We start from the raw sequence: 13,673 nt of genomic DNA on the forward strand, positions 1-13,673 counted from the left end.
GGCGCTTCCCTATAGTTTCACGGTCCGCAGGCGCAGGGCGTTGGAGATCACCGACACCGAGGACAGGCTCATGGCCGCGGCCGCGAACATGGGCGAAATCAGCATGCCGAGCCACGGATAGAGGATACCCGCCGCGATGGGAACGCCGGCGGCATTGTAGACCAGGGCGAAGAAGAGATTCTGGCGGATATTGCGCATGGTCGCGCGGGCCAGTTTGCGGGCCCGGACGATGCCGGTGAGGTCGCCTTTCACCAGGGTGATTCCGGCGCTCTCGATGGCGACATCGGCGCCGGTGCCCATGGCTATACCCACATCGGCCTGGGCGAGGGCCGGGGCATCATTGACCCCGTCACCGGCCATGGCCACGGTCGCCCCGTCCTCCTGCAGCTCGCGGATGATGCGCGCCTTGTCCTCGGGCAGAACGTCGGCACGGATTTCGTCGATACCGAGCTTTTCGGCGACGGCGTTTGCCGTGCGCTCATTGTCGCCCGTCGCCATGACGATGCGGAAGCCGAGCCCGTGCAGAGCCTTGAGCGCGTCCGGCGTGGTTTCCTTGACCGGGTCAGCAACGCTGACCAGACCGGCCAGACTGCCGTCCACGGCAACGAACATGGCAGTCTCGCCGCGATCGCGCCGGGTGTTGGCTGTGTGCGAAAGCGCAGCGACGTCGATGCCGAGAGCTTCCATCATGGCCTTGTTTCCGAGCGCAACCCGCTTGCCGTCCACGCGTCCCTCGACGCCTTTACCTGTGACCGACTGGAAGTCCTCGGCGCGCCGCAGCTCAATCTCGCGGGCCTTTGCGCCGTTGACGATAGCTTCCGCGAGCGGATGTTCCGAACCTCGTTCGAGGCTGGCGGCGAGCCTCAGGATATCGTCCGCCTCGAAACCCTCGATGGCCTCCACATCGGCCAGTTCGGGCCGGCCCTGTGTAAGCGTTCCGGTCTTGTCGACAATGAGCGTATCGACCCTGGCAAAGGTCTCCAGCGCCTCCGCATTCTTGATCAGGACGCCGGCCTGGGCACCGCGTCCGGTGGCCGTCATGATGGACATCGGCGTCGCGAGGCCGAGGGCGCACGGACAGGCGATAATCAGCACAGAGACCGCCGAGACAAGCGCGTAGGCGAGGGCCGGGTCGGGCCCGAAGACGGACCAGACTATGAAGGCGATGACGGAAATACCGATCACGGCCGGCACGAAACGACCGGAAATCACATCGGCAAGTTTCTGGATCGGCGCGCGGCTGCGCTGGGCCTCTGCGACCATGGCGACGATCCGGCTCAGCACCGTATCGGCGCCGACGCGCTCGGCGCGGATGACCAGCGTGCCCGACCCATTCAGTGTGGCGCCTGTGACGCTGTCGCCTTCGGACTTTTCGACCGGAACGGGTTCGCCGGAAATCATCGACTCGTCGATCGAGGAATGCCCTTCTTCGACGACACCGTCGACCGGGATTTTCTCGCCCGGGCGAACCCGCAGCCGGTCTCCGGTCTGGACGTCCTCGAGCGCAATTTCCTCCTCATCGCCGTTCTCCCGCACGATACGGGCCGTCTTGGCGGCAAGATCGAGCAGGGCGCGGATGGCCGAGCCGGTCCGTTCGCGCGCGCCCAGCTCCATGAGCTGGCCGAGCAGAACGAGGACGGTGATCATCGCCCCAGCTTCGAAATACACGCCGACATGACCGTCGGCATTGCGGAAGCCTTCCGGAAAAATACCCGGGACGATCACGGCGACCACACTGAACAGATAGGCCGCGCTCACGCCGATCGCGATGAGGGTGAACATGTTCAGATTGCCGGACCGGATCGACTTTGCGCCCCGTTCCAGGAAAGGCCAGCCGGACCAGAGTACGACCGGCGTTGCCAGGAGGAGCTCGGCCCAGAGGGCGACACCGTCGCCTAGCGCATTTCGGAAGAAACCAAGCCCCACCATCGGCCCCATGGCGAGGAGAAGCAGGGGCAATGTCAGCGCCGCGCCGACCCAGAACCGGCGCCGGAAATCCACCAGTTCGGGATTGGGTCCCTCGTCACCGGTCGGCACGCCCATCGGTTCCAGCGCCATACCGCAAATCGGGCAGTCGCCGGGTTCGTCGCGAATGATTTCCGGGTCCATGGGGCAGGTGTATTGCGTGCCGGCCGGCATGTTCTCGTAGGCCTGCTTGTGTGCTCCAGAGAGATAGTGTTCCGGATCGGCAGCGAACTTGTCGTGGCAGGATTGCGAGCAGAAATGGAAGGTCTCGCTCTCATGCTCAAAGGCGGGTTTGCCGGCATTGAGGCGAACGGTCATGCCGCACACCGGGTCGGTGACTGTTTCACCTTCATGTTCGGGGCGTGCATCGCCGCTCGAACCGCAGCAACCGCCACCTCCGTTTCCGGGGTTTTCACGCACGGACGCGACCTCGTCATCCGTTGTGCTGTGCGTGCTGCAACAGGATGATTGGGGCTTGTCGCTCTTGGCCATCGGAACCTCCTGGCATCTCAATCTGCGTGCAGGCTGAAGGTTCCAGCAAGGGGAAGGTCAAGCCGGGGGCTGCATCCCCGCCGATCCGGTGCAGCGGGGATGCCGGTCCTGTGGTGTCAGCCGCCGCCGGCCGCTTCGGGCATGGCCTCCTCGGCAGCGACGGTGATCGGCAGGTAGAAGCCGGCTTCGACCGGATCCGGAATTTCCGCGATCAGCGCGTACTCGCCGGGGGCGAGTTCGGCGGTGAAATAACCGCCGGTGCCGGCCGGCATCTCGTTCAGGCCTCCGACGAAGCGGGCGGGCGTGGTCGCCGTATCCAGTCCGTCGGGCCGGCGCCAGTCCATCCAGTTGGAGATCGCGGCGGTGTCGGCGTCCGCGTCCAGTTGCACAATGTGAACGTCATGGCCGACGAAATTGCCGTACACGGCCTGCTCGCGGTATTCGACCCGGATTGTGTTGTGCCCCGGCATGAGCGAGCCGTCGACGATGTCGTATCCATCTGCAGAGACGGCCAGCGTCATGTTGGCGTCGGGCGGCGTGGCGGCGCTTCCCGAATCCGTGACGATGAGTTCGTGCAACATTCCGACAGTGGAATGGAAGGTACCGTTCGACTTCACATAGCATTCGATCGTGTAGCGGCCCGGTTCCAGGAAAACGGTCGCGCTTGTGGTCCCGCCGCCCGACACGAAGCCTGGTCCGCCGATGAACTGAATGTCGGACATCCATTCGGGTATGGTGGCGAAGATGGCGTCGGCTGCGTCGGTATCGCCTTCGGCGAGCGCGTCCATGCCGCCCTGGAAGACAGGGACGAGCTGGTCCAGCTGGTCGTCGATCGTAATGCCCTCCGGCAGTCGTTCGATGATGGCGAAATGGACCATGTCCGACATGTTCGAGAAGCGGATCGTGATCCAGCCGGATTCGATCTCGCCAGGCCCGTTGAATGTCATTCCGACCGCTTCGAGTTCCAGAATATTGGCTGTGGCCGACGCGTCGGCCATGGCCGTTTCACCCGACGCTCCGGCTTCCGGCACGGCAGTTTCCGCAGCGTCAGGGGCGCCCTCGCTGTCGGCCGTGTCCGTGACCGGCTGGCCGCAGGATGCGAGCCCGGCTGCAAGGCCTGCGGCGATGATGTATGAGACAGTCCGCAACATTTTTACCCCCTTTATGAAACCAAACGAGGGTCGCATATGGGCACGGCAGCGTCCAGTTGAACGACAAGGTCCTGGTCACGCCTTTCTCTTCACAGCCTTCATGCACCGCACACTCAATCCTGACACGCGAACAGGGCGTGTTCCTGTCGGCTTGCGGGCGTTCGTCCAGGGGCGTCGCGACCTGCTTGCTTCTCGATAACCAGTACCGAAGCGTCAGCCCGGCCAGATCTGATAGATCGCCGTGGCGATAATCGTACCGAGCGCATAGCCCAGCACGCCGACCAGCACGCCCGGCGTGACGAGATCCTTCCATCCCTTCGCCGCCGCAAGAGCCGGCGCGGTCGTGGCACCGAGGATGGCCGCGTTGGACGCGGTGATGAGTTCCGGAAGCGAGAGGCGCAGCAGCGATCCGAGGCCGAAGACCACGATGCCGTGCACGGTCAGCAGAATGCCGATGATCAGGATGAGCAACGGCACTGTCTGCACGAGACCGACCACATCGGCCCCGGCCGCGATCGCCGCGAAGAAGACGAAGCTCAATGCGACGCCCAGCTCGTAACCGCCATGCATGCGGGCCATGGTCTTGGGGAATGCGGTCGCCGGTATCACCGAGAGGATGGTGATGATGGCATAGCGCCAGTTCGAACCGCCTTCGCCCACCACCGAGGACAGAAGCCCGGTCAGCCAGTCGCCCAGAGCGACGACGATCAGGGCGAATGTCGCCGAATAGGCCAGCGAGGCCGCACTGACCTTGCCGGTATCATTCTCGACCTCGATTTCACCATGCGTGTGATCGCGCGCCACAAAGCGCCTTGCCAGCCAGTTCCAGCCCGGAATGACCGCCAGCATGGCGAGGAAAAGCCCGGAGAAGAGATTGTCCACCGCCGTGGCGGAGGAGACGAATTCGGGATCGTTCGCGCCCAGGCCCGTGATGTCGACCAGCGCCGCGTAATTCACCGAGCCGCCGATATAGGTGGCGATGAAGGCGCCGACGGCACCGGCTTCGCGGGATGCCATCTCGCCGGTCCGCACGCCCGTCTCGTAATCGGCCAGATCGATCAGCGAGAAGGCGACGAGCGCACCGATCACCGTGCCCAGCGCTGCCAGTCCGAAGGCCAGGGCCATACGGCCGGTCTCGAAGAAAATCTTGCGCAAATCCGCCTTCATCAGGAAGAGCGGGATCAGCACCGGAACGAAATAGGTGAAGACGAAGCCGTATCCCGGCGAATCCTGTGGGATGAGGCCTATATTGGACGCCAGAATGGCGAAGAGGATGGCCCAGACGGCGCCGGTCAGCAGCGCGCCGATCCGCGTTTTCTCCATCAGGAAGCCGGCTGCCGCGATGGCAAACAGCGCGGCGATGGATGCAATGGCGTTGTCCGCCGGAATCAAGGACATGCGTCTTCCCCCTCAAACTCGGCGGCGAGCCTAGCCGCGCACCTTGTCGAGAGCAATCAACCGGGAGGCCGGCGCTGCATGTCGCAAAGAAAACGGCGGGTCCGCCGGTCGCGGGCCCGCCGTCAGATACGTTCGGCCGGAATCAGTCCGCGCTCAGGACATCCAGCGCCACTGCCGTCATCGCTTCGGCCGCCTGTGTGATCGAGCCTTCCGGGTCGTCCGGTGCGAAGAAGGGCGAGTGGTTGGACGGCGGAACGAGGCCGCGCTCGCGGTAATCAGCGAGGCGTTCCGCCGTGGTGCCGCCGACCCAGAACATGAAGGTCGGGATATTGTGTTCTGTCCGGTGGTATTGCGAAAAGTCCTCGCCGCCCATCACCGGATCCGCTTCGACCACCGCTTCTGCGCCGAAGCGGGACCGCATTGCCTGCACCGCGCGCGCCGCCAGCTCCGGATCATTGTAGAGAGCCGGGGTGTAGATCTCCTCGACCTCGACGCGCGGATACTCCTCTTCGGTCAGGCCGTAGGAGGCCGCCTGGGAATGCGCGATGCGCTCGATACCGCTGAGCAGCTGCGCGCGGACCTCGTCCGTATAGGAACGCACGGTGAGCTGGAGGTGGGCACCGTCGGAAATGATGTTGTGCTTGGTCCCCGCATTGAAGGCACCGACCGTAACGACGCCCGGCTCGAGCGGAGACAGTTCGCGCGAGATCAGGCCCTGCAGCGCGACCACGATCTGGGCGCCGAGATAGATCGGATCCTTCGTCGTGTGAGGATAGGCGCCGTGACCGCCGCGGCCCTGTACGTAGATGTCCACGGAATCGACATTCGCCATGGCATAGCCCGGCGCATAGGTGATCATTCCGGTCGGGATGGCGGAGAAGGTGTGGAAGGACACGTTGAAGTCCGGCGTCGGGAAGCGCTCGAACAAGCCGTCCTCGATCATCATTCCGGCGCCCAGCCCCAGCTCCTCGGCCGGCTGCCCGATCAGGACCAGGGTTCCGGACCAGTCGTCACGGCGCTCCACTAGCTGGCGGGCTGCGCCGACCAGGGCCGTCATGTGCGTATCGTGGGCACAGGCATGCATGACCGGGCTTTCGACACCGCGAAGATCGGTTCCGGTCGCCTCGGAGGCATAGTCGAGGCCGGTCTGTTCTTCCACCGGAAGGCCGTCCATATCGGCCCGCATCATCAGTGTCGGGCCTTCGCCGTTCTCCATAACGGCGACCACGCCCGTTCCGCCGACTTCCTCGGTCACCTCGAAACCGAGCGAGCGCAACTCACCGGCGAGGCGCTCGGCCGTCTCGACCTCCATCAGGGAAAGTTCGGGATTGGCGTGGAAATACTCGTAGAGATTCTCGAGATGCGCGTCGTAGTCCGCTTCGATGGACTGGCGGAGTGCATCCTCGCCGGATTGAGCGGAGACGGCGGGCTGCGCGAAGGCTGCGAGTGAAATCGCAGCGGCGGCGCTGAGAAGATGGCGTTTCATGATCTGGCTACCCCTTTTTGATTTGGCGCCATTCGAACGGGCCATGCGGCAAACGTCAATCGTCTCACTTGCGAAAACGTGCACATTTAAGATTACAGCGCCAGCAAAATCCCGCGCAGGATCGCCGCGTGATTGCGTTCTGGATCGCGCACCGAATACAGCAGGGTCAGGACGCCCTCACTGGCCAGTCGCCGTAATTCGGCCAGTCCGGCCTGGGCGTCGGGCTCGTCCAATTCGGCACGATAGGCCGTGGCAAAGGCCTCCCAGCCGTCCGGACTGGCGTGATACTGCTTGCGCAATTCATGGCTGGGCGCGACGGATTTCAGCCAGCCGGTCAGCGCAGCCCTGTCCCTGGACACGCCCCGGGGCCAGAGCCTGTCGACCAGAATGCGCGCACCGTCTTCCGGCTCAGCGGGATCAAAGACCCGTTTGATACGCACCTCACTCATCGCCGGTCTCGCCCGTTTCGCCATCATCGACGATACGGCGCACCGGTCCGGGCATGTGACACGCCTCGATCACCGCCGGCGGCGTTTCGAAGAAGAATTCATGGGTCCGGTTACGCCGTGCTGCCTTGGCCTCGTGGAAGGCCTGCCCGTCCGTTCGCATGATCTCATAGCGCGGTCGCTCCGCCTCCGGGAGGTCTGCTGCGATCTGCATGGACAGGATTGGATCCCGATTCGCCGGATCGGGAATCACACCTGAATTCACGCCCGGCACGCCACGATTGAGCGCCTGGACGTGTTCCATTCCATCAATCACCCGGCCGAAAACGGTCATGATCCGGTCGAGATGCCGGGGGGCATGACCGATCACGATGTAGAATTCGACATCGCCGCTGTGTGGATCATTGTCCCGTGCCATGGCGACCGTACCCGGACAGTGGATGGGCCAGACTTCGGTGGCGTCCTGAGACGCCGCGGCGGGAAATCCGTTCATATGACCGACCTGCGGCGCATAGAGGTCCGCATCGATCATGGGCGTGAAGGTGACGCTGTCGCCAGGAATGGTGAACTCACCTGCGAGCGGCGGGTATTGGGGCAGCTCGATCGAGTCCGCGTCCTCCCCGCGTCCGCCCTGGGCCACGAAGCCATCGATGACGCGGTAGAAACTGCGGCCGTCGAAGAACCCGTCCCGCGCCGCCTGACGCATACGCTCGGAGTGATCGGGGGCGAACTCGTCGGACAGTTCCACCACGACGGTCCCGTGGCGTGTTTCAATGAGGAGAAGGTCTTCCGGGGCGGCCTCACGCCAGTCGGGGATGCCGGAGAAGTCGGGTCTGGGCGCTTCGCTCGACGGCACAACATCTGATCCGTCCGGATGCTCGAAGATGGCACCGCGATCGCTGGCCTGGTCGCAGGCGCCAAGGGCAAGTAGCGCTACAGCGCTCAAAAATGAAAACCGCACGACCACCCCCCCGGCGCGAACGCGCCCAATCAGCCATTGATCTCTTGTCAGCTAGTGGGCCGTCAGAGTCGATCTGCGTCAAGGCCGCCTTTGGCGCCGCTCTGCGGGCATGCGCCTTGACGCAGGTCGACTCTGACGGCGGCATCCCGGCAAGACTTCAATGGATGTTTCCGAACCATGCGGTTCGGTCGAGGGAAAAGGCCTGGCGGCTCAGACTACTCCGATGCCCCGCCAAAACGCCCGGACCACTCCTCGAGATCCGTATCCTCGATCTTCTTGAAGAGTACCTCCGGCGGCTCGACCGACTGGCCGACCGGCAGGGAGCTCAGCATGGCTTTCGCCTCACCGGCCGGCCAGTCCCGGTCGTCCGCGGCAATTCCCAGCGCATCGAGAATGGTTGCGGCGGCGTTCGGGATGATCGGCTGCGCGCACTTGGCCATCACGGTCATGTAGTTGAGCGCTGTGCGCACGCCGATTGCGGCGGCGGCCGGGTCGGCCTTGAACTTGGTCCAGGGCTCGGCCTTGGTGAGGTATTCATTGCCAAGCGCCCAGAGCGCCCGGACTTCGCCCGCGGCCTTGCGGAATTCCATCGCCTCGAAATGCTCTTCGGCCGACTTGAGGCGTGCCGTCATCTCTTCGGCCAGCCAGTCCTCGTCCGCGCCCCACTCGCCACCCTCGGGTACGACGCCATCGAAGCGGGACTTGTTGAAGCGGAGGATGCGGTTGACATAATTACCCAGCACATTGGCCAGATCCGTATTGATCAGGCTCTGGAAATGCTCCCAGGTGAAGGCCGAGTCCGAGCCTTCCGGCGCGTTTGCCGTGAGATACCAGCGCCAGTAGTCGCCGGGCAGAAGATCGAGCGCCTGATCCATGAAGACGCCGCGCTTCTCCGAGGTGGAGAACTTGCCGCCATACCAGGTCAGCCAGTTGAAGGCCTTGAGCTTGTCGACCGTCTTCCAGGGCTCTTCGGAGCCCAGGATCGTCGCCGGGAAGGAGACGGTGTGGAAGGCGACATTATCCTTGCCCATGAACTGGACATAGGTCACGTCACCGGCGCCCTTGTCGGTCCGCCACCAGCTTTCCCAGTCGCTGCCATTGGCATTGGCCCACTCGACCGACGCGCCGATATAGCCGATCGGGGCATCGAACCAGACATAGAAGACCTTGGTCTCGAAGCCCGGACGTGGCGCGCCGTCCCGGGTCACCGGAACGCCCCATTTCAGATCGCGGGTGATGGAGCGGTCGCGAAGGCCCTCATCGAGCCATTTATAGGCGATGGACTTGGCCAGGCTGGGCCAGCCATGGGCGGCATCGACCCAGTCGCGGATCCGCCCTTCCATCTTCGTCTGCAGGAGATGGAGGTGCTTGGTCTCGCGCACTTCTAGATTCTTGGAACCGGAAATCTTCGAATAGGGCTCTTTCAGATCGGTCGGCTCGAGCAAACGGCCGCAGTTGTCGCACTGGTCGCCCCGGGCCCGTTCGAAACCGCAATGCGGGCAGGTACCTTCGACATAGCGGTCCGGCAGGAAGCGGTCGTCATCGATGGAAAACACCTGATGCTCGATACGCTCCTCGATCAGGCCCTTCTTCTCCAGCACTTCGGCGAAGTGCTGGGTCAGCTCGATATTGGGCTGCGCCGAGGTGCGGCCGAAATAATCATAACTCAGCGAGAAGCCGTCGCCGGCGCGCTTCTGGATATCGTGCTGCTCGTCGCAATAGGCCCGCACATCCATGTCCGCTTCGGCGGCTGCCAGCTCGGCCGGCGTGCCGTGCTCGTCGGTCGCGCAGACATAAAGCACGTCATGTCCCATCAGCCGCTGGAAGCGCGCATAGACGTCGGCCGGCAGCATGGAGCCGGCCAGGTTTCCAAGATGTTTGACGCCATTGATGTAGGGGAGCGCGCTCGTGATCAGTATACGGGCCATTTGTCTTCGATCTTCTCAGCGGTGAAATCGGTGTATGCTCGCTCGCCTGGGAGGCGAGTCTCCATGGGGCTCGCGAACGGACGCGCAGACATAGCCGTCCTTGAAGGGGGAGGAAACACCCAATGCCGCGTATCTTCGGTGTGAATATCATCGCCTGGCTGGTTTCGGCCGTGGCACTCTATTTCGTCGGCTTCGTCTTCTACGGCCTGCTATTCTCCGAGGCCTGGGTCTCGCTCTGGAATTTCTCGCCCGAGCAGATCGAGGCAGCGGAAGCGGCCGCGGGCCCGTCCATGGCACTCGGTTTCGTGATCTCGCTGGCGACGGCATTCTTCATCGGGCTTGCCCTGAAGAAGTTCGGTGCCGAGGGACTCGTCCCGGTTACCAGGAAGGCGGTCTTCCTGTGGGCCGGCTTCGTCGTGACAACGCTCGCCTACGACACCGTCTATGCGCTGCAGCCCGTCATGCTTCTGGTGATCGACAGCGCCCATCTTCTCGTCGGCTTCATCGTCGTGGCCGTCCTGCACGACCTGCTCGACGGCGTAATGTCGAAGGACTGACGCGACCTGATGCGACCGACCGCAGCACGGCCTTGCCCGCAGCGGCCGGTCCCAGTATCAGGACGCTCTGGTCGCCGGCTTAGCTCAGCTGGTAGAGCACCTGATTTGTAATCAGGGGGTCGGGGGTTCGAGTCCCTCAGCCGGCACCACTGCAATATTCTTTGAAAACAAGGCCTTCCGATCTTTTCGGAGGGCCTTTTTCTCGCTTTGAGATGTCCCCCAAAAAAGCCTTTCTGTGGAACACTCCCGGAATATTCACAGAAAGGCTTCCACATTCGCTCAGACGACTCGCGGCGCAGGCGCTGCAGACCGTGCAGAAAGCCCCGCAAGAATGCCGGTCGCCCACGGTTTGCGGGGCGTCTCCGGTATGCGCCTGCAGTGCCGCGAAACCCGCACTCGATGCGGGTTTGCAGCCGTCCTCTTACGAGACTGTCATGGGCCGGTCAGTCTCGTGTGGGAGTTTCTCGCCTAGGTTTGCATCCAATCGGACCCGTTCAGGCATCTAGCGGGCAGGAAGACCTTTCAAAGGGGATCACGACATGAGCATCAAACTTCTTCTCGGCGCGACCACCGCCCTCATCGGAGCGGGCTCGATCGCGCTGGCATCGAACGCGTCCGCCGCCGTTCAGGATAGTGCGGGCAGTTTCGCCGGCGACCGGATCGAGATCAGCAATTTCATCGGCAGCGTAGAGCTCCGGACCGGCGGCAGTGATGTCCGCGTCAGCGTCCGCAATCCCGGTGACGTCGCCGAGGACCCGGTGCTGAATGCAGAAGGCGGCGGCGTGTCGATCGATGGCGGCCAGTCCGTGCGCAATCTAAACTGCAATACCCGCAACGGCCAGATTCGCATCGGCCGGCGCTGGAGGGACCGCGAGCCGATCGAGAATTATCCGACCCTCGTTATTACCGCCCCGGCTTCCGCCGAGCTGGTGATCCGTGACAGCGCCTTTGTCGGCGAAGCGGGCGAGCTGGGCCGGCTCGATGTCGAGATGGATAGCTGCGGCCATCTGGAAACAGGCGCGGTGTCAGGCGATGTCGCGCTCAACATCAATGGTTCGGGCGATATCACGACACGCAGTGTCGGCGGTGGCGCCATGATCGATATCAATGGCTCCGGGGATATCACCCTGGGTGCGGTCGGCCGGGGTGCCCGGGTCGAGATTTCCGGTTCGGGCGATGTCGAGACGGGTGATCTGGGCGGTGATGCCGAGGTCGATATCAACGGGTCGGGCGATGTGTCCTTCGGCCGGGTGGCCGGGCTCGACGTGGACATTTCCGGATCGGGCGATGTCAGCGCGCGCGAGATGAATGGCGCTTTCAGCGCCGATATCGCCGGCTCTGGCGATATCGTCGTTCGTGGCGGCCGCGCCGAACCCTTCGAAGCCTCGATCCGGGGCTCTGGCGATATTGACTTTTCCGGCACGGCCGTGAACGTCACCGTGCGCCAGAATGGCGGCGGCGATGTCGAGATCGACGAGATCGAGGGATCGATCGACTGGCGCCGTGACGGCCGTACCATCCTGCGGGTCGGCTCGGCCGACTGATCCGAAGCGTTTCGCGAAGGCGTCCCGCTAGCGGGCGGGGCGCCACTTCGCGGCTTCATAGAGTGCGATCGCGGCGGCATTCGAGACGTTGAGGCTTTCCACGGCCTGCGTCATGGGAATGCGCACCAGCTGGTCGCAATGATCCGCCACGCGCGGACGCAAGCCTTTTTCCTCGGACCCCATGACCAGGACGAGACCGGGGCCGTGACCCTTGCCGTCGGACCCTGCCAGCGCATCGGCGAGATCGGTTTCGCTCTCGCCGGCCAGGCCGAGTACGTGACGGCCAGCCTTGCGGAAGTCTTCCAGCGTGTCCGCGATATTGGTCACGCGTACGTGCGGGACGCGTTCGGCAGCGCCAACGGCGCTCTTGCACACCGTACCGAAGAGGGGCGGGGCCTTGCGGTCCTGCATGACCACGGCGCGAATCCCGAAGGCGGCGGCCGACCGGAGAATCGCGCCGACATTGTGCGGATCGGTGATCTGGTCGAGCACGAGCAGGGCGCCATGGGTCGGATCGATGACGCCATTGACCGATTCAGGCGCCAGCGCCGCGACCTTCGCAGCGAAGCCCTGATGCACCGCACCGGCGGGCAGGGCGTGATCGATCGCCTTCGGTTCGGTGATATTGGCGTCCGTGCCTTCGGGCAGATCGCGGGCGGCATTGCGCGTCACCATGAGTTCGATGATTTTCCGGCGCGGATTATCGATCGCCGCGAGCACTGCGTGGCGCCCCCAGACCCAGCCGGAATCACCAGTCCCGGCAGGCTTCGAGCGTCGGCTGTAATCGGTCCGTTTGGCAGTGTTGCGCATAAAAGTCTTCGTCACTATAGTCCGCCGCTCCTGATTGAGGGCGGTCGCTGTTTCGGCGCAGGCATAGCACGCTGCAGTCGATGCTGAGACCCTTTCTTGCAGGATGTCCGAAGGCCGGTTATCTCCGGCTCGAAGGCCACCCGTGGAGGGGTGGGAGAGTGGTTAAATCCACCAGACTGTAAATCTGGCCGCTATGCGTACGTTGGTTCGAATCCAACCCCCTCCACCACCCTTCGCCTTACGGGCTTCGGGTGGCAAGCCACCCGCAGTGCGACCCGGGACGAAGAGATGTTCCCCGAACTCGTCGCGCAGGGGAACGGGTCTCTATTTGATCTCACGGCAATTCGCTTCGCTCATGCCCCCCCATGGGGCGGCCTGACCGGCCGGCGCACGGTCGCGCTTGCGGCCCTGGTGGGCCGACAGACGAGGTTTTCTGTCGTTTTGTCAGGATCAGCGTGTGACTGCAGCAATTGAGCGGAAGCCTCTCGACGCCCCGGATCGAATTGGCTAAACAGCTCGCCCCTGAGCGCGGGTATAGCACAATGGTAGTGCAGCAGCCTTCCAAGCTGAGGATGCGGGTTCGATTCCCGCTACCCGCTCCAGATTCCCCCGACACGACCGACCGCAGCGGTTCGAGCCTTTAAGCGCTTGAGCGAAAGCCTGCATTCGGGCTTGCCTTGCATGCGCCTGCGCGTGTATCAGGCGCCATCTTTAAGTCGGACGCTTCGGTGTCCATTCATGCAACCACCAAGTCGATCGGCCATTCGTCTCCGGATCGACGTCTTTAGGGGTGAAGATCGATGGCGAAGGAAAAGTTTGAGCGCAACAAGCCGCACGCGAACATCGGCACGATTGGTCACGTTGACCACGGCAAGACGACGCTGACGGCGGCGATCACGATGGTACTGGCTGAGGCCAGCGGTGGTCAGGCGAAG

General features: G+C 63.6%; 11 protein-coding genes and 3 tRNA genes. 6 read left to right on the forward strand and 8 right to left on the reverse strand.

Annotated elements, in window-relative coordinates:
• Positions 1–9: 9 nt before the first annotated feature.
• From AC13HB_RS09255 to metG, 7 genes are all read right to left on the reverse strand, one after another.
• The gene (locus AC13HB_RS09255) at positions 10–2,457 is read right to left on the reverse strand and encodes a heavy metal translocating P-type ATPase (protein WP_482949461.1); all 2,448 of its coding nucleotides are present in this window, start codon (positions 2,455–2,457) and stop codon (positions 10–12) included.
• A gap of 116 nt (positions 2,458–2,573) precedes the next feature.
• Complete coding sequence (locus AC13HB_RS09260; RefSeq protein WP_482949462.1) at positions 2,574–3,608, reverse strand: hypothetical protein; 1,035 nt, start codon at positions 3,606–3,608, stop codon at positions 2,574–2,576.
• A 213-nt stretch (positions 3,609–3,821) separates the two neighbouring features.
• The gene (locus AC13HB_RS09265; RefSeq protein ID WP_482949463.1) at positions 3,822–5,006 is read right to left on the reverse strand and encodes a DUF819 family protein; all 1,185 of its coding nucleotides are present in this window, start codon (positions 5,004–5,006) and stop codon (positions 3,822–3,824) included.
• Positions 5,007–5,148: 142 nt separating this feature from the next.
• Positions 5,149–6,492, reverse strand: a complete 1,344-nt coding sequence (locus AC13HB_RS09270; RefSeq protein ID WP_482949464.1) for a M20 metallopeptidase family protein — start codon at positions 6,490–6,492, stop codon at positions 5,149–5,151.
• A gap of 92 nt (positions 6,493–6,584) precedes the next feature.
• Entirely contained in the window at positions 6,585–6,941 is a 357-nt protein-coding gene (locus AC13HB_RS09275; RefSeq protein WP_482949465.1) for a DUF488 domain-containing protein, read from the reverse strand.
• Complete coding sequence (locus tag AC13HB_RS09280) at positions 6,934–7,899, reverse strand: peptidylprolyl isomerase (protein WP_482949466.1); 966 nt, start codon at positions 7,897–7,899, stop codon at positions 6,934–6,936. Before AC13HB_RS09280 ends, AC13HB_RS09275 begins: the two co-directional genes overlap by 8 nt.
• A gap of 215 nt (positions 7,900–8,114) precedes the next feature.
• On the reverse strand, positions 8,115–9,827 hold the full coding sequence (gene metG / locus AC13HB_RS09285; RefSeq protein WP_482949467.1) for a methionine--tRNA ligase: 1,713 nt from the start codon (positions 9,825–9,827) through the stop codon (positions 8,115–8,117).
• 122 nt (positions 9,828–9,949) lie between these two features.
• Here metG and AC13HB_RS09290 point away from each other — a divergent pair, with 122 nt between their 5' ends.
• The 3 genes from AC13HB_RS09290 (at position 9,950) to AC13HB_RS09300 (ending at position 11,928) form a co-directional block, all read left to right on the forward strand.
• Positions 9,950–10,384 carry a DUF1761 domain-containing protein gene (locus AC13HB_RS09290; RefSeq protein ID WP_482949468.1) on the forward strand — a complete coding sequence of 145 codons (435 nt, stop codon included), beginning with the start codon at positions 9,950–9,952 and terminating at the stop codon, positions 10,382–10,384.
• 73 nt (positions 10,385–10,457) lie between these two features.
• A tRNA-Thr gene (locus AC13HB_RS09295) sits at positions 10,458–10,533 on the forward strand.
• A gap of 390 nt (positions 10,534–10,923) precedes the next feature.
• Positions 10,924–11,928: a GIN domain-containing protein gene (locus tag AC13HB_RS09300; RefSeq protein WP_482949469.1), complete on the forward strand. Its 1,005-nt coding sequence runs from the start codon at positions 10,924–10,926 to the stop codon at positions 11,926–11,928.
• Positions 11,929–11,955: 27 nt separating this feature from the next.
• Here the strand turns inward: AC13HB_RS09300 and rlmB are convergent, their stop codons facing one another.
• Positions 11,956–12,753: a 23S rRNA (guanosine(2251)-2'-O)-methyltransferase RlmB gene (gene rlmB / locus AC13HB_RS09305; RefSeq protein WP_482949470.1), complete on the reverse strand. Its 798-nt coding sequence runs from the start codon at positions 12,751–12,753 to the stop codon at positions 11,956–11,958.
• Between the two features lie 129 nt (positions 12,754–12,882).
• On the opposite strand from rlmB, the gene AC13HB_RS09310 reads away from it, so the two are divergent.
• From AC13HB_RS09310 to AC13HB_RS09320, 3 genes are all read left to right on the forward strand, one after another.
• Positions 12,883–12,967, forward strand: a tRNA-Tyr gene (locus AC13HB_RS09310).
• A 299-nt stretch (positions 12,968–13,266) separates the two neighbouring features.
• Positions 13,267–13,340, forward strand: a tRNA-Gly gene (locus AC13HB_RS09315).
• A 198-nt stretch (positions 13,341–13,538) separates the two neighbouring features.
• The coding region (locus tag AC13HB_RS09320) for a GTP-binding protein (protein WP_482947724.1) at positions 13,539–13,673 on the forward strand (135 nt) is incomplete at its 3' end.

This window comes from Maricaulis sp. B-26 (assembly GCF_056857855.1).